The sequence below is a fragment of the Rathayibacter sp. AY1F2 genome, from assembly GCF_002930885.1.
GTDB lineage: Bacteria > Actinomycetota > Actinomycetes > Actinomycetales > Microbacteriaceae > Rathayibacter.
In genome coordinates, this window is record NZ_PSVG01000006.1 from 56271 (window position 1) to 75632 (window position 19362).

Consider the following 19362-nt stretch of genomic DNA (forward strand, 5'->3'; position numbering starts at 1 on the left):
GTGGCTCAGCCAAGGTGCAGGGAACGTCGAGCGGAGATGCGTTTCGCGGCCACCGGCGTCCACAGGCTCCTTCGGCGCACTCGCTGAGCGGCCAGCGGAGTGCACAGCCGCGTCAGGCCGCGGTCGCCGTCCCCGCCGGGAGCCGGCGGTCGCGCCGACGGGTGAGGGCGCGGCGCCAGGCGGGGCTCCACCGCTCCTCGGCGACCGCGTTGACGCCCCACGACAGCAGGAGGACGACGAGGAAGGCGACGAGTCCGGCTCCGTCGCGGCCGATCAGCGGCCAGAGCGCGCTGACGATCGCGCTGCCCACGACCAGATGGAGGATGTAGAGCGAGTAGCTGATCCGCCCGAGCCAGAGCAGCGGCGCCCATCTCAGCACGGCGGTCCGGCGCCGCATCGCGACGACCGTGACGGCCGCGCAGACGCCGAGGACGACCGCTCCGTCCGGCCCGCCGTGGAGGAGCTGGGCGTTCAGGGCCGCGATCAGAGCCGCCGGCACGGCGAGGAGCTCGAAGCGCCCCTGCCGTCGCGAGAGGAACAGCAGCATTCCGACGCAGAAGAGGGGTCCGTACTCGGCCAGCGTCAGGTTCGCCAGGACCCGGACGGCGACCGGCGCCGAGACGACGTCGACGCCTCCCGAGGCGAGGTGGGCGGCGACGGAGGCGGTCGCGGCGACGCCGAGCCAGACGACCACCAGCACGCGGACCAGCCGATCCGTGAACCGGCACTTCGTGAGGACGAGCACGAGCAGCACCAGCAGGTAGAACTGCATCTCGACGGCCAGCGTCCAGAACGCGCCGTTCACGTTGGGCACCAGCAGCAACCGCTGCACCATCGTGAAGTTGAGCAGCAGCTCCAGCGGCGTGAGGTCGGTGCCGGGGACGCGGGCGAGAGCGCCGACGACGATCGAGACGACCACCGCGATCCAGTAGGCCGGGTAGAGGCGGCTGACGCGGGAGATCGCGAAGTCCGACGGCCGCCGCGCGCGGTCCGCGGACATCAGGATCACGAAGCCGCTGATGACGAAGAAGAGCTGGACGCCGAACTCGCCGAACGGGAGCGCGACGGATCCCGGCGGTGCATCCGGATGATCGAGCGAGAACGCGGTGGTGAAGTGGTAGACGACCACGCCGAGGGCGGCGAGGCCGCGCAGACCGTCGAGCTCGACGAAGCGTGACGCCACGGCTCCCCCGCTCCGGAGCCCCCGCCCCTCGCTCGAGTGTTCCAGAGCGCTCCGGCCGCCCGCGCGTCGGCCGTCCGTCGTTCCGCGCCGCGCCCGGCACCCGCCTCGACCCGCATCCCGGCGGCGGAGGCGCGGGGAGGGCGGCGCTCAGCTCTCGGGACGGATGCGGAGCGCGCGGGCGAGGGCATGCCGACCTGACCGAGCGGTTCGTCGCGGATGCGATCGCGTCGGCCTCGCGCATGACCGAGCGCGGACTCCTCCCCGCGGAGGAGCAGCGCGTCAGGCCGAGTGCAGGTGGCGGTCGAGCGTCATCCAGTTCTCGCGGCTGAGACGGGCGGCGCCGTCGGTGTCGCCCGCGCGGAGGGACTCCACGATCGCGCGGTGCTGCTCCACGGATCCGCGGGCCGCCAGGGAGGCGAAGCGCTGGCGCTCGGCACGGCGGATGAGCGGAGTGGCCTGCTCGAGCACGTCCTCGATCATCCCGTTGCCGCTGAGCCCGGTGAGCACCGCGTGGAACGCGTCGTCGGAGCGCAGCGCCAGCTCGACGTCGCCCTCCGCCAGCGCCCGCGCGAAGTCGTCGTTCGCCGACTCCATCGCGGCGAGCGCCTCCGGAGTGACGGCCGGGCCGGCGAGGCGCGTGGCGAGCTCGTGCATGGCGGCGGCGATCTGCTGGGCGTCGCTGATGCTCTCGGCCGTGGCGGGGGTCACGATCGTCGCCCGGCCGGGCTTTGCCGAGACGAGGCCGACGCGGGCCAGCCGGAGCAGCGCCTCCCGGATCGGCGTCCGGCTGACTCCGAGCCAGGCCTCGAGCTCCTGGTCGCGGAGGCGCTCCCCCGGCTCGAACGTCCCGTCGACGATCGCGTCGCGCAGGGCACGGTAGACGTCGTCGCGGAGGAGGGACCGGGGGGTGACGGCGGTCGTCTTCGGGATGGGCATACGACGACGATAGCACCGCGCGATATATTGCATATGTCACTCCACCGCCGCCACCGGCGTCACTCCACCGACACCGCGCCCGCTCCGCCCACCGCGAGCCGAGTGTCGAGCGAGAGCGGCTCCCACCGGTCGCCCGAGCAGAAGTCGACGCGGTCCCGGTCCAGTCCGCTCGTCGTCACGACCTCGCGGCCGTCGAGCACGATCAGCGTCTGCACCCCCTCGTCCTCGGACCGGTCGGGCCCGGACCAGGAGATCCCGGTCCGCTCCTCGACCGACTCCGGCGACTCGTAGGGGCAGACGACGAGGAAGTCCGAGCCGTCGACGCCGTCCACCTCCGCGAGGGCGAAGGATCCGCCCGCCGCGGCCTCGGCTGCGTCCTCGACGGCCGGGCCGGGATCGGCCGCGCCCGCGCAGCCGACGAGCAGCAGCGCGGACGAGAGGACGACCGCGGCAGCCCGGGTCCGGCGGCCGGAGGCGGCCCCTCGGCCCGCCCGCCCCGTCACCGCGTCGCCCGCACCGCGTCGAGGATCAGCTCCGCGACCGCGTCCGGCTCCGAGACCGTCACGGCGTGCGACGCGTCGATCTCGACCGCGGTGGAGCGGGCGCGCTCGGCCATGAACCGCTGCGACTCGGCGGGGACGGCGAGGTCCTGACGCGTGATCAGGGTCCAGGAGGGGATGCTCCTCCACCCGGCCGCCGTGGCCGAGTCCTCGAGCGCGGCGGCCGCGATCGGCCGCTGGGTCGCGGCCATCAGAGCGGCGGTGGGCTCGTCGACGTCGGCCGCGAAGACCTCGCGGAACCGGTCCTGCTGGATGTAGAGGTCGTCGCCGGAGAACCCGCCGGACGCGAAGGGGACGGGGGTCAGGGCGGGGCCGAGCTCGCCGCCCGGGAACCTCCCGGTCAGCTCCCCGGTGCTCTCGCCCGGCTCCAGGAGGAAGCTGGCGACGTAGACGAGCGCCCGCACGTTCGCTGCGCCCTCCGCCGCCTCGCTCGCGACGGAGCCCCCGTAGGAGTGGCCGGCGACGACGACGGGTCCGTCGATCCCGTCGAGGACGCTGCGGAGGTACTCGGCGTCGGGGGCGAGCCCGCGGAGGGGGTTGGCGACCGCGAGGACGGGCAGGCCCTCGGCGAGGAGCCGGGAGGCGACTCCGTTCCAGCTGGACGACTCGGCGAACGCGCCGTGGACGAGGACGACGGTGGGCCGGTCGCCCTCAGGGGTGAACGCGGACGTGGACATGGCTGCTCCTTCGGGATGAGGTGGTCGGATGACTGCATGCAATATATTGCATGCAGGCCGAAGAAGGCGAGAGAGTGGCGGGGAATTCCCGAGGCGGATGAACGGAGTGGTCCGGTCGCCTGGTCGGGGCCTCGCGCCCTCCCGGCGAGCCGAGCGGTCGGCTCCCGTCGTCATCGACCTGCGCATGCGCGCCGACGTCGCCCGGAGTGAGACGCTCTCGACGGAGTGGATGCCTCCTGCCGGGCCGTTCCTGGGTGGAGGCGCGCGGACACGATGCCCCCACCGGCGCCGGAGAAGCCTCGCGCTCCTCGATGAGCGAGAGGACATAAGCTCGCACACGTGGCAGCCGGCGCAGTGATGTACAACTTCGCGATACAGCTGGCTGATGTGGACCGCGGTGTCTACGAGGACATCACGTTGCGAGCCGCTCGGCACCCCTCCGAGACCGACGCGTACATGATGACGCGCGTGCTCGCGTACTGCCTCGAATACGTGGAGGGGATCACCTTCAGTGAGGGGATCTCGTCGACGGCGACCGAGCCGGCGGTGCTGGTCCGCGATCTCACCGGCAGGCTGACCACGTGGATCGAGGTGGGCGCGCCGGACGCCGAGCGACTGCACTTCGGGAGCAAGCTGGCCGACCGCACGACGGTCTACACGCATCGCAACCCGGAGAAGGTGATCGCGGCGTGGTCCGGCAAGCGCGTCCACCAGCTCGAGCAGATCACCGTGCAGAGCTTCGACCAGGGGTTCCTGGATGCCGCGGTCGCGGTACTCGAGCGCCGCAACACGCTGACCGTGTCGGTCGTCGAGGGGCAGCTGTATCTCGAGCTCAACGGCGTGACGTCGAGCAGCGACATCCACGTGCATCAGCCGGGCTGAGCCGGCGCCGAGTGTCACGAGGTCCGTGTCCGGAAGACCGGTCGGAGGACACGAGAAGCATCCTCCGAAACGGCCCCTCGGGACGCACCCGGAGACGACGAGGGCCGGCACTGCCGTGAGACGGTCCGGGCCCTCGGGCACGCTGGGGCTGCGCGTCAGCGGCGCAGCGTGTGGCTCGGCTTCTCGTCGAAGCGCACCTGGTACGCGCTCGCGAAGCGGCCGAGGTTGCCGAAGCCCCACTCGCGGGCGACCGCGGCGACGGTGGTCGAGCAGGGGTCGCCGGCGACCAGGTCGGAGTGGGCGCGGTCCAGGCGCACGTCGCGCAGGTAGACCGACGGCGACACCCCGAGGTGCCGCTTCGTCGCCTGCTGCAGCGTGCGGGTGTGCAGACCGGCCGCGCGGGCGGCGTCGGCCGGAGTGATCGGCTCGTGGGCGTGGTGCTGGAGGAAGTCGAGCGCCACCCGGGTGCGGGAGGCGGACGGGCGCCGCAGCACGGCCGGCACGTCCCACGCGCGCCACGGGAACAGCAGAAGCAGCACGCGGGCGAGGTCGAGCTCGGCGGTGAAGCGCACGAGCGGAGTGATCGCAGCCGTCGCGAGCGCGGCGCTCGCCTCCGTCACCGCGGCGCGCCAGCGGGCGAGGACGCCGGGGTCGGCGTCCGCCCCGTGGTCGAAGGAGACGGGCTGGCGGGGGCCGGCGTGCGTCTCGGTCGCGACGTCCTCGAGGAACCCGGGGGCGAAGTGGATGAGGTTCTGCCGGTGCGGCTCGAACTCGAGCCCGAACTGGCGCTCCGCAGGGAACAGGAACGGGGCGGACAGCGCGCCGGTCCAGGTGAACGGCGGCAGGTTCAGGCGTCCGCCGCCGGCGCGGAACCAGCCGACGACGTACTCCTTCAGGTGGGGGACCTGGCCGGTGAGGGCGCCGGAGCAGTCGGAGGTGCGCAGGGTCACCCGGTCGCTGCCGCGGACGGCGTAGCGGTAGGAGAAGCCGCGCTGCGACGGAGCGACGCGGAACTCGCCTCCGCCGTACGCCTCGGAGTAGACGGCGGACGCGGCGGTCGGATCGTCGCCGGAGGCTTCGTAGCGCCGGTCGGCCCGCTCGTCGCCCGCGAAGGGGCTGCCGAGGGTGAAGGTCGACTCGCTCATGACGTCCGCCCGGGGCGGCGGCGGAGGGAGCAGTGCATGGGGGACTTCTTCCGGGTTCGGGGTCCGTGCGCTCGGGGGGACGCACGAGGGGTACGGAATCAAGACGTGTCGAGGAGCCGGAATGTCACGAATCCCGTCTCGAGACGTCCCCCATCGGCGGCACTCGCAATCCGGCCAGCGGATTCGGCGGCCCGTTGTCAAGGCTGGTAGTCATGCCGGACGGCGCCCCACACTGAGGGCATCGGCGCGCGGGGACACCGCGCGCGGGACCGCGGAGGAGGCGCTCATCGACGACGACCCCCTCCTGAACGCGTCCGACGCGACCCTCGCCGCGCGCGCCGTCGACGGCGACGTGCAGGCGTTCGAGCAGCTCGCCCGCCGCCACGGCGCCCTCATGCGCGTCTACGCCGCGAAGCTCCTCGGCTCCGAGGCGGAGTCCGAAGACGTGGTGCAGGAGGCGTTCCTCACCGGCTGGCGGCGTCTGGCCGATCTCGACAGCCCGGCGCACATCCGCAACTGGCTGATGCGCATCGTCACCCACAAGGCGATCGACCGGATCCGCGTCCGCCGCCGCCACGACGACATCGACGACTGGGATCCGCCCGCGCCGCCCGAGCACTCGCCCGAGCGCATCGTGGAGGCGCGACTCCAGCTGGACGCGGTCTGGGAAGCGCTGGACCGATTGCCTGCTGATCAGCGACGCTGTTGGCTACTCCGCGAGACCGCCGGCTACAGCTACCAGGAGATCGGCGACGCTCTCGAACTCCCCGTCTCGACGGTCCGCGGCCTCCTCGCCCGGGCCCGTCGATTCCTGCTCCACGAATTGGAGGCATGGCGATGACCGACGACGCCGCCGTGCCCGAGGACGACCTCGACGGCCACACGCTCGAGGAGCTGGGCGAGTACCTCGACCGCGGCCGCGAGCCGCGCGACCCCTCGATCGAGAACTCCGCCGCGTGCCGGCTCGCTCTCGCGAACCTCACCCGCCTCACCGAGCTCTCGGCACGGGCGCTGCGGCAGGAGGCCGACCGCGAGCCCGACCGCGACGAGGTCTGGATCGCCGGCCTGCTCGACGCGATCCGCTCCGAGGTGCGCTCCGGCCGCGACATCCCCGTCCGCCACCCCGACCCGACCCTCCGCCTGGCGCTCACGGAGGCGGCCGTGCGCGGGATGATCCGCCGCGCCGGCGACACGATGGGCGGCGTCATCATGGGCCGCTGCACCCTCGACGGCGACGTCTCGGCTCCCGGCGCCGTGGTTCGAATCGACGTGACCTGCGCCCTCGAGTTCGGCCTGCCGGTCGCCGTGGCCGCCGACCGCCTGCGCGAGCGCATCCGCTACGCCCTCGAGCGCCACACCGAGCTGACCGTCGGCGCGATCGACGTGACCGTCGACGACGTGTACCCCCACCGGGAGGAGCGGGAATGACCGACGACACCGAGCTCTCGCAGCGGCTGACCGCCGAGATCCGCGACATCGAGGGCGTCGCGGGGGTCTACCCCGCCCAGCCGATCGTCGAGGCCGCGGCCGACGCGCTCGCCGTGAAGCTGGACCTGCGGCAGCCCGACGTGCTGGTCGACATCGACCGGTCGGAGGGGTTCACCACGGTGAGCGCTCACATCGCCGCGTCCGCCGCACTGCCGGCCCCCGAGACGCTCCGCCTGGTGGGCGAGCGGATGCACGCGCTGCTCGCCGCCGACCCGTCGGTCACGGGGCCGCTCGCCGTCAACGTGAAGGTGCGCCTCATCGAGGACTCGGGGCGCGCCGAGCACTGAGCGGGCCCGCCGCCGTCCCCCTCCCACGAGAGGCCACCCGGGTACGCCTCGCGCGGCGTGTCGCGTACCGAGGTGGCGTCTCGCGGAAGGGATCAGGGGCAGCCCGACCGGGTCAGCAGGAGACGAGGCGGTCGAAGCGGGACGCGACGCCCGAGCTGTCGCTGAACTTGCGGTTGATGATGCTCATCTTGTTGCAGCCGCTGTCCGGGCCGTTCCTCCAGATGACCTTGACGTTGCTCGCCTGGTCGCAGTGCCACCACACCGTGACCTGCGCGCGACCCAGGGAGTCGCGCTGCGAGCGGACCTCGCAGCAGTTGCCCGGGCCGCCGTTCTGGTAGACGAGCTGCCCGGCGGAGGCGGGGGTAGCGACGGCGACGGCCCCTCCGAGGGCGAGGGCGATCGCGGCGAGCGTGGCCGTGAGACGACGGTGCATGGTGTTCTCCTTCGAACGGGCGATCGGAGGCGACGGCGGCCGCCCCTCTGCCAGCACCCTGGACCCGGCCCGGCCGAGCCCGGTCGTGAGCTTTCGTGCCGGAGATCACCCCGCCTGGAGGGTGGGGGGAGAGCGAGTACTCCTCACTAGCGTCGAGGCGCGTGCAGCTGCGCGCCCCTTCGACGCAGAGGACTCGCCATGCCTTCACGACTCCTCGACCGGCCGCGACTCGCCCTCGCCCTCGCAGCCCTGTGCCTCGGAGTGCTGGCGGCGACACCCCCGCAGGCGGTCGCCGCCCTCGCACCGGCGTCCACGACTCCGACCGCCTCGTCCGCCGGCCAGGCCGTCACGGCGGCACCCGCCGACGCCCCGGGCTGGACCACGCTCCTGCGCGACGACTTCACCGGGCCGGCGGGCGCGCCGGTCGGGAGCCAGTGGGAGCACGAGGTCGGCACCTGGGGCACCGGGGCGGTCGACCGGACGACCGCGTCGACGGCGAACGTCTTCCTCACGGGCGGCGGCGCTCTGGGAATCCGCGCCCTCCGCGACTCCGCCGGAGCATGGACCTCCGGGCGGATCGTCACCGCCGACAAGTCGTTCTCGGCGCCGGCGGGCGGCCGACTGCTGATGACCGCCTCGATCCAGCTGCCGGACGTCGCGCAGGCCACCGGCTACTGGCCCGCCTTCTGGGCTCTCGGGCGGGACGCGAACGCCGTCATCGACTGGCCCGCGACCGGCGAGTTCGACATGCTCGAGGCCGTCAACGGCACCGCCCAGGTGATCCAGACGCTGCACTGCGGAGCGCCGGACGGCGGCCCCTGCGACGAGCCCGCCGGCCGGACGAGCGGGATGCTGGACTGCGCGTCCTGCGTGACGGGGTTCCACCGCTACTCCGCCCTGCTCGACCGGACCGTGCCCGGCGACGAGCGCGTGGAGTTCCTCGTCGACGGCGTCACCCGGCACGTGGTGCGGGAGTCGGAGGTGGGGACGGCCGCGTGGCAGGCCGCGGTCCCGAACGACGTGCTGCTGATCCTGAACCTCGCCATCGGGGGCGGGCTGCCGAACGGCGTGTGCGGGTGCGACAGTGCAGCCGCTCCGAAGAGCTCCGGCGGGACGATGCTCGTCGACCACGTCGCGGTCTACCGGTCCGACGCGGCGCCGGCTCCGGTCGTCGTCGGGACCGCCGCGGTGGGCGCGACCCTGTCCTCCTCCGCCGGCCGGACGGGACCGCTCGTGCATCGCTGGGCGGCGGGAGGCGTCGACATCGCGGGAGTGACGGGTCCGGATCTCGTGGTCCCCTCCTCCGCGGTCGGCAAGCGGGTGACCGTGACGGTGAGCGCCGCCGACGGCTCCGGCCCGACGACCTCGCAGCCGACCGCACCGGTCGCCGCCGGCACCCTCGGCGCCGCGACGCCGACCGTCACGGGCACGGCCCGGGTCGGAGCGGTGCTCACGGCAGCTCCGGGTCCGTGGACGCCGACCCCCGTCAACCTCACCTACCGGTGGAAGGCGGACGGCGCGGCCATCGCGGGAGCGACGTCGCCGCGGTTCACGCTCACGAAGGCTCAGGCGGGGAAGCGGATCACGCTGACCGTCGCCGGGACGAAGACCGGCTACTCCACCGCGAGCCGGACCTCCGCGGCGACGGCGGTCGTGGGACGGTGACGGGCGCGGGCTGTCCCCCGCCCGCCACCGTGTCTCAGACCTCGCGCTTGCGGCGAGGAGCGATGCGCAGGACGGCGGTCCCCGCAGCGATGAGGGCGAAGGCCGCGAGTGCCAGCCAGACCGAGTCGAACCCGGTCATGGCGAGCGTTCCGGCACCGACTCCGGCTCCGGCGGCTGTTCCGATGTGGTTGTACATGTCTCTCTCTCTGTTTCACCAGTCGCGCCGACGGCGTGTCAGCGCATCCAGGTAGGCCTTGGTGTGGACGACCTGCAGGAACAGGTCGACGACGAGCTCGTACATCGACGCGGCGGCGAGCATGTACCGCCAGCCGCGGTCGCGGACCGTCACGATCCGCTCGACGACGAAGATCGCGGTGACGGCCAGCCAGAACGGCTGGAGGCTCAGCTCGCCCCAGCCGACGGCGTAGACGATCGTGGCCAGGTAGACGTAGGTGATGATGCATCCGAGCATCGTGAGCAGCTGGCGCCCCCAGTAGGGAGCCGTGACCCGCGTGAAGCCGTACTGCACGCAGTTCTCGACCGCTCCGCGCTTCCAGCGCAGGCGCTGACGCCAGAGGTCTCCCCAGGTCGGCATGACCTCGGTGACGAGGGTGCAGCCGGCAGGGCTCAGCACGTCGTAGCCGAGGTGGCGGATCGCGAACGTGAGCTCGTTGTCCTCGGTGAGGACGGTGGTGTCGTAGATGCCGCCGATGCCGTCTCCGGAGGGGAGGGAGCCGGCCAGGCGGGCCGCGCTGATGCGGCGCATCACGGCGACCTGGAGCACGGCCGCGGTGCCCGTGACGACGAGGCACTTCCCGTTCAGCCGGAGCACGTCGCGGGCGTAGCGCGCGTACTCGTTGCGCTGGAGGTGGCCGACGAAGCCGCCGCCCTCGCCGCCGCGGAACACTCCTCCGACCGCGCCGATGCCGCCGTGCAGCCTGCCGCGGGCGATCTCGAGGAACCCGGGGTCGAGCGCGGAGTCGGCGTCCTGCACGAGAACCAGGTCGTCGTCCTGCAGCCCCGGGAGGACCTCGGCGAGGAACTGGTTGAGGCCGCCCGCCTTCTTGTGGCTGTTCCCGACGGTGACGAAGACCTCGGCGCCGTGCGCGAGAGCGATCTCGACCGTGGCGTCGGTGCAGTTGTCGGCGATGACGACGATCCGGTCCGGCGGCCAGGTCTGCCGGCGCAGGCCCTCGATCGCCGCGGCGATCCCGGCCTCCTCGTTGTGGGCGGGGAGGGCGGCGACCAGGTCGCCGATGCGCGACGAAGCGCGGCGGCCGCTGCGGGGGCGCGTGCCGGCGATCGGGGTGGATGCCGGAGGGAGCCGGTCGGCGTCGACGGCGGGGAGCCCGGTGCGCTCGAGGACCGCAGTGGGGGCCGGCGGACGCTCGAGCAGCGCGGTCGGGGCGGCCGAGCGCTCCAGGAGCGCGGTCGGGGCGGCCGAGCGCTCCAGGAGCGCGGTCGGGGCGGCCGAGCGCTCCAGGAGCGCGGTCGGGGCGGCCTTACGCTCCGGGACGGCGGTAGCGGCGGACGAACGCTCCGGGACGGCGGTCGCGGCGGCCGGATACTCCAGGACAGCGGCCGTCGCGGCCGGAAGCGCGGTCGGCGCAGCCCGACGCTCCAGGACAGCGGCTGGCACGACCGGTCGCTCGACCACCGCGGACGGGGCGGCCGGACGCTCCAGCACCGCGGTCGGGGCGGCTGGAACCGTCACCGCTCCGGCAGGCGTCGCGGACGCGAGGCGGCGCGGAGCGGAGACCCGTTCGCGCCCGGAGCGGGCGGCACGGCGTCCCGAGAGCGGGCGCGAGGCCGTCTCGTCGTGCGCCTCCCAGGTCGCCCGGCGACGGGGAGCCGCCGGCTCGTCCGCGCCGTGGCCGGGCTGTGTGCTCATGACTGTTCCTCTCCGCGGCCGGGGGCCGATGTGCGCTGATGAGCGCCCGCGCGGAACGGAGGTCGTCGCCGGGGTGGGCGCGACCCGAGTGAGGATCGGCGTCCGACGGGGGGATCGGAGCAGGGCCTGACAGAGGACAGCATCGGGGGGTGCTGCGATCAACCTAGGGGCACGGAGATGATGGAAGCAAGTGAATTTTGTCACCCTAAAGGGGCCACGCAAGGTCCTTGCGGCTCCCTCGTCCTCGTCGTATCAGGTCAGTCGGCTCGCCGAGCCTCCTCCACACCCGGCGCACCCCTCTCCGCTCGGCCCCGCGACGGGCCGTTCGGGGGTCGGCGGCGCTCTTGTGCGTCGAGCCGCCGGGGTCCACCATCGAGCGACGGCCCCCGCCCGGGGCGGCCGCACCCGACGGGTCAGGGGCGCCATGCGGTCGCGAGGTCTGCTCTTCTGCCTGATCCCGCCGATCCTCTGGGGCGGCATGCTCCCGGTCGCGGACAGCATCGCGGCGACGGTCGACTCCTTCTTCATGACCCTCATCCGCTACACGGCCGCCGCGGTCGTCCTCGCCCTGCTGCTCGCCCGGGCGGAGGGGCTCCGCGCCTTCCGGCTCGACGGCCGCGGGTGGCGGCTGGCGCTGCTCGGCGCCTCCGGATTCGCCGGCTTCGGCCTGCTCGCCTTCACGGCTCTGCGGTTCACCTCGGCCCCGAACGTCAGCCTGATGATGGGGATGATGCCCGCGATCGGCGCGGTGCTCGCGAGCATCGGCGCGCGTCGCCTGCCGCCTGCCGCCACCGTCGGCTGCATCCTGCTCGCGCTCGCCGGAGTCGCGCTCGTCGTCACCCGCGGCGACGTCGCCCTCCTCCTCGACGGCGAGCTGGGGTTCGGCGAGCTGCTCGCCCTACTCGGAGCGATCTGCTGGGTCGTCTACACGCGCGGAGCCGCGGCGTTCCCCGGCTGGTCGGCGCTGCGGTACTCGACGCTCACCACCGCGCTCGGCTGCCCCTCGATCGCCGTCGCGGTCGCCGTGGCGACGGCCACCGGCTCCGCGCACCCGCCGACCGGGGCCGAGGTGCTCGCGGCCTGGCCGCAGCTGGCCTACCTGATCCTCCTGGCCGGCGTCGTCGCCGTGCTGCTGTGGAACACGGGCATCAAGCTGCTCGGCGCCCTCAACGGCACGCTCTTCCAGAACCTCGTCCCGGTGACGACCTTCGCGATCAGCATGGCGGGCGGCTACCGGCCGGGGCCCGTCGCCCTGCTCGGCGCGGCCATCGTCGTGACGGCGCTGCTGCTCAACAACTGGGCGACGCGGCGCGCGGCCGCGGTCGCCGCGCGTCCCGTGGCGGTACCGGCTCCGGTGCGCTGAGCGCACCGCGGGAGCCTCCCGCTCGGGGCGGTCACTGGTCGGAGTTGCCGGCCCAGCGGACGGAGCCCTGCGCCTCCTCCTTGCTGATCGGGGACACGGTGCCGCAGTGCGAGCACTCGAGCAGGTAGCGGGTCGAGACGGTCAGGACGGGGACGAAGAAGAGCGAGAGGCGCGTCCGGCGGCGGAGGATCCGCTGCTCGTCGCGCTGCCCGCAGACGCGGCAGACGAAGACGAGCGTCCGGAGGAGGTCCTCGACGGCTCGGGTCCCGAAGATGAGGAGCATGCGTCCGAGCGTAGGGAGCAGGGCGCGCTCGGCGGAGGGGGTTGCCGGGGCGCCGTCGCCGCGAAGCGCCGGGCGCAGACGACCACGGCGAGCGCCGTCTCGAGCAGGTCGCCTCCGTAGAACAGCAGGAGCGCCGCCTGGCGTCCGGTCTCGTCCGGAGCCTCCGCGTAGAGCACGGTCGCGAGCAGCCCGTGCGCGGCGATGCCCGCTCCGAGCACCCCCAGGCGCAGGCCGAACGGGGCGCGGTGCGGGTTCGGATCGACTCCGGCGAGCGCCGCCGTCAGCAGGCAGCCGCTGAGCAGGAAGTGCACGCCGAGTGCGAGGTGCAGCAGCGGATCCGCGTGCGCGGCGGCGAGCAGTCCGGTCGCGTGCACGAGCCAGAGGGAGCCCGTCGAGAGCAGGAGCGCCGTCACGGGGTGGGCGAGGAGACGGGCCGGGCGGCTCCGGAGCAGCCGCGAGAGCCGCCGGGCAGCCGTGACGTCGAGCGCGCGCAGGGCCAGGGTGACGGGGGCCGAGAGCACCAGGAGGAGCGGCGCGAGCATCCCGAGGACCAGGTGCGTCAGCATCGCCCCGCGCGGATCCGCGTGCGACCACTCCGCGAGCGGACCCGTGAAGCAGAGCGCCGCGGTCGCGAGCCCGCCGAGGAGCAGGGCGGTGCGGTGGAGCGGCCACGGCCGTCCGCGCCGCCGCTCGAGTGCCGCGGCGCCCCCTCCGAGTGCCGCCGCCGCGGCCAGCGGGACCAGGAGCAGCAGGCCCGGGTCGAGCAGGGAGTGGTCGGCGTGCGGGGTCACGCCGTCGCACGCCGTCGCCGCGGCAGGAGGAGCAGCCCCGCCGCGAGCAGCACCGCTCCCGAGGCGATCCAGGCGGAGTCGTAGAGGAGCAGGTCGACGTCGTAGCGGACCTGGTGCACGCGGAGCAGCTTGTGGTCGACGACTCCGTCCCACAGCTGGAACAGTCCCGCCCCTGTGAGCCCCGCGGCCCACGCCGTGCGCGGACGCAGAGCGGATCGGCGCCGGGCGTCGGCGAGCAGGAAGCCGCCGCCGACGAGCGCGAGGATCTCGGCCGCGTGCAGCAGCCCGTCCGAGAGAAGGCCGATCGCCGGAGTGGAGCGGTCGTAGAAGTGGTGCCAGGCGAGGATCTGGTGGAAGACGATCTCGTCGACGGCCGCCATGAGGCCGACTCCGATCAGGAGGCCGCCCTGGAACGCCCGGTCGCCGCGGAGTCCCCGACGCCGCATCCGGTCCCCTCCCGATCGAGTGCCGGGGCCCCGGGATCCCGAGACCCCCGCGCCTCCTCCCGAGGCCCCGCCACCAGGGAAGCGGACGCCCGGATCGCGGCCTAGAGGGTTGACTCCTCGCGCCCGCGCCGGTCGTGCTGCCCCTCCGCTACGGGCTGGGCCGACGAGGCGCAACCCCGCGCGAGGGGCGCTCCCGTTCGGGAGAGTGGAGGCATGCAGCAGCTGACCTACGCCTCCAAGAGCTTCGTGACGACCGACGCCGTGACCGAGGCCCTCCTCGACCTGGTGACCGCGATCGACCGCCAGGAGCACTCCGAAGCGGTCACGGTCCCGGCGTTCACCGAGGACGGCGAGCTCATCGAGGCGAAGATGACGCTCGACGCGAGCAGCGAGCTCGTCGCCGTCCCCGTCGAGGTCTCCATCAAGGACGAGGAGTCGACCACCGGCGCCGTCGAGGCCGCCGTCGAGGACATCCGCTCCCGCATCAAGAGCAACCGCGCCACGATCGCGCGCCCCGTGATCGACGAGGACCCGGAGCCCTACAACTACGAGGAGTTCTGAGCAGCGCCTGCGGGCCTCCGCGCCTCCGCACTGAGGTGCCCGGATCTGCTCACGACACGCCGGAACGGCCGGCCGATCCGAGCACCACAGCACGGATCCTCGCCCTGCGCCTCTTGACCGGCGGCGCCGCAGGGAGTCGGATGAGGGCGTGCGCGCGCTGGTCCCCGTCTCCGATCCGTGGTCCGTCGACGGGAGCGGGCGGACGGACGACGGGCCCGTCGACGACCTCTCGGTCCGCGCCGAGCGGGACGGCAGCTCGTACTCGGTCCGGACGCTGCGGCTGACCGGTGTCCGCCTCGGGCCGCGCGGCTCGGTGCACGGAGTGGTCACCGACCCGGTCGCGACGGCCACGCTCGCGATCGGCTCGCTCCTCCTCTCGGTGATCCCCGCCGGCCTGCCCGGGGACCGGACGCGAGCGGCGATGGTGGCGGCGGAGGCGCGGGCTCAGGAGCTGGCCGCCGACCGGCCCGCGTGGGGCGTGAGCCCCCTCCCCCTCGACGGGATCGACTACGCGCTCTTCACCCGGACCCTGCCCGAGGGCGCCGTCGCGCACGCCGACCTCGGCTGGGCCGTCGTCGCGCTGTGGAGCACAGGCCCGCTCCCCCGGGGCCCCTTCCACCTGCTCGAGATCCCCGACGAGCCCGTCCAGCGCTGAGTCGCCCGGATCGGCTCGCGACACACCGCAACGGGGAGCCGATCCGGGCGACTCAGCGAACGGGTCAGCGCACTCAGCGCGGGGTCACGCGCCCGCGACCGTGGAGCCGCGCACCAGCAGCTCGGTCGGCAGCAGCGTCACGCGCTGCACCTCCTCGCCGGCCAGGAGTCGCACCAGCACGTCCGCCATCGCCTCGCCGAGGCCCGTGGAGGGCTGGCGCACCGTGGTGAGGCGCGGCTCGCTCGCCTCGGCGAAGTAGTCGCCGTCGAAGCCCGCGAGCGCGATGTCGCCCGGCACCGTGAGGCCGCGCTCGCGCAGCGCCGTCAGGGCGCCCGCCGCCATCTGGTCGTTGGAGGCGAAGACCGCGTCGATCGGCCGCCCGGAGTCGAGCAGACGGCGCATCGCGGTCGCGCCGTCCTCGGGCGAGTAGTCGCCGTACTCGACGAGCGAGTCGTCGAGCCCCGCGGCGGTGACGGCCGAGCGCCAGCCGGCCAAGCGGTCGATCGCGGCGGGCATGTCCTGGCGGCTCGCGATCATCGCGGGGGCCGTGCGGCCGAGGCCCAGGAGGTGCTCGGTGACCGTGCGCGCCGCTCCGGTGTTGTCGACGTCGACGAAGTAGCTGCCGCCCTCCTCCGTCAGCGGCCGCCCGCCGAAGACCACGGGGAGCGAGGCGCCGAGCTGCGCGTAGGAGTGGTCGCCGCTGTGGTGCGAGACGACGAGCGCGCCGTCGACGTTGCCGCCGAGCAGGTAGCGCCGCGTCTTCTCGGGCGCCGCCTCGGACGCGATCACGATGGTGAGCGTGTACTCGGTGCCGGCGAAGGCCATCGCGGCGCCCTGCACGACCGAGGCGAGGAACGGATCCGCGAACACCTTCGCCGCCGACTCCGGCACCACGAGCGCGACGGTCTGCGTGCGGCGGCTGGCGAGGGAGCGCGCGGCGCGGTTGGGCACGTAGCCGAGCTGCTCGATCGCGGCGAGCACGGCCGTCCGGGCGCCGTCCTTCACGCGCGGGGAGTCGTTGACGACCCGGCTGACCGTCGCGCGGGAGACTCCGGCCAGCGCGGCGACGGCTTCGAGGGTCGGGGCGGCCGAAGCGGTGTCGTGGGTCATGCGGGCCTTCCTCGCGGGTGCCTCCGAGGCTAGCCGAGCGCTGGAGGAGTGGGCTCGTGCGGGGCGTCCGCGGCGTGAAGGGGCGCGGATCGCGGCCATTCGGGGGTGATGCGGGGCGGCGGAGCGGGCCGGCGGAGTGAGTCCGCGGCCTGCGAGGGCGCGGATCGAGGCCGTTCGGGGTGGCGCCGGGCGGTCGGGGCGCCGCCTCGGCGATCACCGGCGCGACCGGCGCACGGCGATCGGTCGCGCACTGGCGGAGGCCGGGAGCCTCGCGCCCGTCAGCGCCCGCGGCGGAAGCGCGCGAGGAGTCTCCGGAGCCGCTCGGCCTGCCGGTCGGTGAAGTCGTTCGACAGCCGGAACGCCTCGCTCGTCGGATCCGCCCCGTTCGCGACGTCGCGGATGGCGCGCAGCGCCTGCTCCGACGGCGTCGGCCCGTCCCCTGGACGCGGCTGCGTCGGCCCGCTCGAGGGGTCCTCGTCGCGCGGGTCCTTCGGCTCCATGTCGCCTCCTCCGCGCCAGCCTAGGCGGCGGGAGGTCGGGCCTGGAGGTCTCGAACGGGGCATGATCGGCGGGATCCTGCGCGGCAGTGGTCGGGATGAGCCGAGCACGACGACCGGCCGGGTCGCGAACCCACCGGCCGCCCAGTGCACTGCCCGATCCCTCACCGCAGCCCCCGACCCCCGGACCCGGAGCACCACGGCCCCGGGCCCGAGGCCCCCGTCCCGCGGTCCGATGTCCCCCCGACCCGGTCCCGCGGGAGTCTCCGGGCGTCAGCCCTTCACCGCTCCGCTCATGATGCCCGCGATGAGCTGGCGTCCGGCGAGCAGGAACAGCACCAGCAGCGGGATCACCGAGAGCACGGCGCCGGCCAGCACGATCGAGTAGTCGACGTAGTAGCCCGACTGCAGCTGCGCGAGCGCCGTCTGCAGCGTCGGATTCGTGGGGCTGAGGACGATCAGCGGCCAGAGGAAGTCGGTCCACGCCATCATGAACGTGAAGAGCCCGAGGATCGCCATCGCCGGTCGCGCGGCGGGAACCGCGACGGTGAGGAACGTCCGGAACTGGTTCGCTCCGTCCACGCGCGCCGCCTCGATCAGCTCGTCCGGGATCACGTCGACCAGGTACTGCCGCATGAAGAACACGCCGAACGCGGTGACCAGCGTCGGCACGATCACGGCGCCGAGCGAGCCGGTCCAGCCGAGCTGCCGCATCAGGATGAACAGCGGGATGATGCCCAGCTGCGTCGGGATCGCCATGGTGGCGACCACTCCGATCATCAGGCCGTCGCGCCCGCGGAACCGCAGCTTCGCGAACGCGTAGCCGGCGAGCGTCGAGAACGACACGACCGACAGCGTGATGATCCCCGAGACGATGACGCTGTTCAGCAGCGCCGTCCAGAACGGGATCGCCGTCAGCACCTGCGACGCGTTGGCGAGGAAGTTGCCGCCCGGGACGAGCGGCAGGGTCTCGCTGCGGGTCGCGTTCGAGCCGCTCGCCACGACGAACGACCACCACAGCGGGTAGGTCGAGCCGAGGATGAAGGCGCTCAGCAGTCCGTAGGTGAGGAAGCCGGGCCGGTCGACGCGGGAGGCGCGGGAGGCGCGGACGCGGCGCACCGGGAAGGCGGCGGAGGTGGCGGGGGCGGTCATCGCTCGCTCTCGTTCTGGCCGAGGCCGGTGGTGGTGAGCAGGGGGTCCGCGGCGGCGATCTCGTCGGCGGTCGCGGGGCGGGCGGAGCGCCGCTTCGAGCGCTGCGAGATCCGGTTCTCGACGGAGGCGATCCGCCGCGAGATCGCGAAGTTCAGCAGGCCGATCAGCACGATCAGGAGGAACAGCAGCCACGCGATCGCGGCCGCCTCACCGAAGTTCTGGCGGAAGAACGCCATCTCCCAGAGGTAGAGGACGGTGGTCTGGAACTGCCGGTCCGAGCCGCCGATGCCGCCGGCGTTCGACACGTCGAACAGGCGCGGCTCCGCGAAGATCTGCAGGCCGCCGATGGTGGCGGTGATGATCACGAAGATCAGGGTCGGCCGGATGCTGGGGATCGTGATCGAGCGGAAGCGGCGGAACGCGTTCGCTCCGTCGATCGCGGCCGACTCGTGCAGCTCGCGCGGCACGGCCTGCATGGCGGCGAGGAGGATGAGGGCGTTGTAGCCGGTCCAGCGCCAGTTGACCATCGTCGCGATCGCGACGTGGCTGGCGAGGCGGTCGTTCGTCCACTCGATCGGGCTGATGCCCACGAGGCCGATCAGATTGTTGATCAGGCCCTCCTGGTCGCTGAACACGCTCGAGAAGATCAGCGCGACCGCCACCGGCGAGACGATGTACGGCAGCAGGACGCTCATCCGCCAGAAGGTGCTGGCCCGCAGCGCCTGGTCGAGGGCGGCCGCGAGCAGCAGCGCGACGGCGAGCTGCGGGATCGTGGAGAGCAGGAAGATGCTCAGCGTGTTGACGATCGAGTTCCAGAAGAAGCGGTCGCCGAGCACGGCCGCGAAGTTCGCGAACCCGACGAAGTCGCCCTGGCCCTGCAGCAGCTGCCAGTCGTAGAGCGACACGACGAGCGTGTAGACCAGCGGGAACGCTCCGGTGAGCGCGAAGAGCAGGAAGAACGGCGAGATGTAGAGGTAGGGCGAGGCCTTCACGTCGAAGCGGCTCGCGCGCTGGCGGAAGGTCAGCGGGAGTCGGGGCGCCGGGCGCCGCTTCCCCGCGGGGGGCGTCGCCGTGGTCGGCGGGGTGAGTGTGCTCGTCATGGCGCTCTCTTCGAGGTCGAGTCGGAGTCGGAGGGGATGCGGCGGGGCCGGAGTCTCTCGTGCGGCGGGGCCGGCCGGGAGGAGTCGCGGGCGGCGGGGCCGGAGAGGCCTCGGCCGGCGGGCGGCAGCGTTTCTCCCGTGCGGCGAGGCGGCCCGGGATGCGGGCGGCCCGGCCGCACGGGGACCAGGAGGTCCGGTGGCGGCCGGACCTCCCGTGATGGTGGGGCCTCGTCCCGGAGGGGTCAGCCCCCGGGCGT

At 73.5% G+C, this 19362-nt stretch carries 23 protein-coding genes; 8 read left to right on the plus strand and 15 right to left on the minus strand.

Translation table 11 applies throughout. The features are described 5' to 3' along the window. Positions 1 to 112: 112 nt before the first annotated feature. The 4 genes from C5C54_RS06700 to C5C54_RS06715 form a co-directional block, all read right to left on the minus strand. Positions 113 to 1183: an acyltransferase gene (locus tag C5C54_RS06700; RefSeq protein WP_181027146.1), complete on the minus strand. Its 1071-nt coding sequence runs from the start codon at positions 1181 to 1183 to the stop codon at positions 113 to 115. A gap of 279 nt (positions 1184 to 1462) precedes the next feature. After that, on the minus strand, positions 1463 to 2119 hold the full coding sequence (locus C5C54_RS06705; RefSeq protein ID WP_104247230.1) for a GntR family transcriptional regulator: 657 nt from the start codon (positions 2117 to 2119) through the stop codon (positions 1463 to 1465). A 59-nt stretch (positions 2120 to 2178) separates the two neighbouring features. Next, complete coding sequence (locus tag C5C54_RS06710; protein WP_104247229.1) at positions 2179 to 2622, minus strand: hypothetical protein; 444 nt, start codon at positions 2620 to 2622, stop codon at positions 2179 to 2181. Then, the gene (locus C5C54_RS06715) at positions 2619 to 3356 is read right to left on the minus strand and encodes an alpha/beta fold hydrolase (RefSeq protein WP_104247228.1); all 738 of its coding nucleotides are present in this window, start codon (positions 3354 to 3356) and stop codon (positions 2619 to 2621) included. The genes C5C54_RS06710 and C5C54_RS06715 overlap by 4 nt, the downstream gene beginning before the upstream one ends. A 339-nt stretch (positions 3357 to 3695) precedes the next feature. Here C5C54_RS06715 and C5C54_RS06720 point away from each other — a divergent pair, with 339 nt between their 5' ends. Then, positions 3696 to 4238: a YaeQ family protein gene (locus C5C54_RS06720; RefSeq protein WP_104247227.1), complete on the plus strand. Its 543-nt coding sequence runs from the start codon at positions 3696 to 3698 to the stop codon at positions 4236 to 4238. Positions 4239 to 4393: 155 nt separating this feature from the next. Here C5C54_RS06720 and C5C54_RS06725 read toward each other — a convergent pair whose 3' ends face one another. Then, positions 4394 to 5383: an AraC family transcriptional regulator gene (locus C5C54_RS06725; protein ID WP_104288006.1), complete on the minus strand. Its 990-nt coding sequence runs from the start codon at positions 5381 to 5383 to the stop codon at positions 4394 to 4396. Between the two features lie 352 nt (positions 5384 to 5735). Here C5C54_RS06725 and C5C54_RS06730 point away from each other — a divergent pair, with 352 nt between their 5' ends. From C5C54_RS06730 to C5C54_RS06740, 3 genes are read left to right on the plus strand one after another with little or no spacing between them, the layout of a single operon-like run. After that, positions 5736 to 6224 (plus strand): RNA polymerase sigma factor, encoded by a 489-nt coding sequence (locus C5C54_RS06730; protein WP_258063246.1) that lies wholly within the window; start codon positions 5736 to 5738, stop codon positions 6222 to 6224. After that, positions 6215 to 6811 carry an Asp23/Gls24 family envelope stress response protein gene (locus tag C5C54_RS06735; protein ID WP_104223973.1) on the plus strand — a complete coding sequence of 199 codons (597 nt, stop codon included), beginning with the start codon at positions 6215 to 6217 and terminating at the stop codon, positions 6809 to 6811. Before C5C54_RS06730 ends, C5C54_RS06735 begins: the two co-directional genes overlap by 10 nt. Next, entirely contained in the window at positions 6808 to 7158 is a 351-nt protein-coding gene (locus C5C54_RS06740; protein ID WP_104288008.1) for a hypothetical protein, read from the plus strand. The genes C5C54_RS06735 and C5C54_RS06740 overlap by 4 nt, the downstream gene beginning before the upstream one ends. Before the next feature lie 112 nt (positions 7159 to 7270). Here the strand turns inward: C5C54_RS06740 and C5C54_RS06745 are convergent, their stop codons facing one another. Continuing rightward, complete coding sequence (locus C5C54_RS06745) at positions 7271 to 7591, minus strand: hypothetical protein (protein WP_104288009.1); 321 nt, start codon at positions 7589 to 7591, stop codon at positions 7271 to 7273. A gap of 198 nt (positions 7592 to 7789) precedes the next feature. Between C5C54_RS06745 and C5C54_RS06750 the strand changes: the two genes are divergently transcribed. Then, the gene (locus tag C5C54_RS06750) at positions 7790 to 9256 is read left to right on the plus strand and encodes a family 16 glycosylhydrolase (RefSeq protein ID WP_104288010.1); all 1467 of its coding nucleotides are present in this window, start codon (positions 7790 to 7792) and stop codon (positions 9254 to 9256) included. A 34-nt stretch (positions 9257 to 9290) separates the two neighbouring features. Here the strand turns inward: C5C54_RS06750 and C5C54_RS17905 are convergent, their stop codons facing one another. Both C5C54_RS17905 and C5C54_RS06755 read right to left on the minus strand, forming a co-directional pair. Next, a complete protein-coding gene (locus C5C54_RS17905) occupies positions 9291 to 9452 on the minus strand; it encodes a hypothetical protein (protein WP_167305255.1) in 162 nt (53 codons plus the stop codon). Positions 9453 to 9467: 15 nt separating this feature from the next. After that, a complete protein-coding gene (locus C5C54_RS06755) occupies positions 9468 to 11147 on the minus strand; it encodes a glycosyltransferase family 2 protein (protein ID WP_104288011.1) in 1680 nt (559 codons plus the stop codon). 424 nt (positions 11148 to 11571) lie between these two features. Between C5C54_RS06755 and C5C54_RS06760 the strand changes: the two genes are divergently transcribed. Beyond that, positions 11572 to 12510, plus strand: a complete 939-nt coding sequence (locus tag C5C54_RS06760) for a DMT family transporter (protein WP_104223969.1) — start codon at positions 11572 to 11574, stop codon at positions 12508 to 12510. Between the two features lie 31 nt (positions 12511 to 12541). Here C5C54_RS06760 and C5C54_RS18510 read toward each other — a convergent pair whose 3' ends face one another. The 3 genes from C5C54_RS18510 to C5C54_RS06775 are packed head-to-tail and all read right to left on the minus strand — an operon-like array spanning position 12542 to position 14030. Further along, positions 12542 to 12700: a hypothetical protein gene (locus C5C54_RS18510; RefSeq protein ID WP_374953265.1), complete on the minus strand. Its 159-nt coding sequence runs from the start codon at positions 12698 to 12700 to the stop codon at positions 12542 to 12544. Then, positions 12652 to 13584 (minus strand): cytochrome c oxidase assembly protein, encoded by a 933-nt coding sequence (locus tag C5C54_RS06770; protein ID WP_104268775.1) that lies wholly within the window; start codon positions 13582 to 13584, stop codon positions 12652 to 12654. Before C5C54_RS06770 ends, C5C54_RS18510 begins: the two co-directional genes overlap by 49 nt. After that, positions 13581 to 14030, minus strand: coding sequence for a DUF2243 domain-containing protein (locus tag C5C54_RS06775; RefSeq protein ID WP_104268776.1), 450 nt, complete (start codon positions 14028 to 14030; stop codon positions 13581 to 13583). Before C5C54_RS06775 ends, C5C54_RS06770 begins: the two co-directional genes overlap by 4 nt. Positions 14031 to 14243: 213 nt before the next feature. Between C5C54_RS06775 and C5C54_RS06780 the strand changes: the two genes are divergently transcribed. Both C5C54_RS06780 and C5C54_RS06785 read left to right on the plus strand, forming a co-directional pair. Continuing rightward, positions 14244 to 14591, plus strand: coding sequence for a hypothetical protein (locus tag C5C54_RS06780; RefSeq protein ID WP_104223965.1), 348 nt, complete (start codon positions 14244 to 14246; stop codon positions 14589 to 14591). Positions 14592 to 14739: 148 nt separating this feature from the next. Next, positions 14740 to 15246, plus strand: a complete 507-nt coding sequence (locus tag C5C54_RS06785) for a hypothetical protein (protein WP_104288012.1) — start codon at positions 14740 to 14742, stop codon at positions 15244 to 15246. 84 nt (positions 15247 to 15330) lie between these two features. Here C5C54_RS06785 and C5C54_RS06790 read toward each other — a convergent pair whose 3' ends face one another. The 4 genes from C5C54_RS06790 to C5C54_RS06805 all read right to left on the minus strand — a co-directional run bounded on the left by C5C54_RS06790 (position 15331) and on the right by C5C54_RS06805 (position 19105). Beyond that, positions 15331 to 16356, minus strand: a complete 1026-nt coding sequence (locus C5C54_RS06790; RefSeq protein WP_104288013.1) for a LacI family DNA-binding transcriptional regulator — start codon at positions 16354 to 16356, stop codon at positions 15331 to 15333. 278 nt (positions 16357 to 16634) lie between these two features. Then, positions 16635 to 16856: a hypothetical protein gene (locus C5C54_RS06795; protein WP_104288014.1), complete on the minus strand. Its 222-nt coding sequence runs from the start codon at positions 16854 to 16856 to the stop codon at positions 16635 to 16637. Positions 16857 to 17126: 270 nt separating this feature from the next. Further along, positions 17127 to 18005 carry a carbohydrate ABC transporter permease gene (locus C5C54_RS06800; protein ID WP_104288015.1) on the minus strand — a complete coding sequence of 293 codons (879 nt, stop codon included), beginning with the start codon at positions 18003 to 18005 and terminating at the stop codon, positions 17127 to 17129. Next, positions 18002 to 19105, minus strand: a complete 1104-nt coding sequence (locus C5C54_RS06805) for a carbohydrate ABC transporter permease (RefSeq protein WP_104247219.1) — start codon at positions 19103 to 19105, stop codon at positions 18002 to 18004. Before C5C54_RS06805 ends, C5C54_RS06800 begins: the two co-directional genes overlap by 4 nt. Positions 19106 to 19362 lie beyond the last annotated feature (257 nt).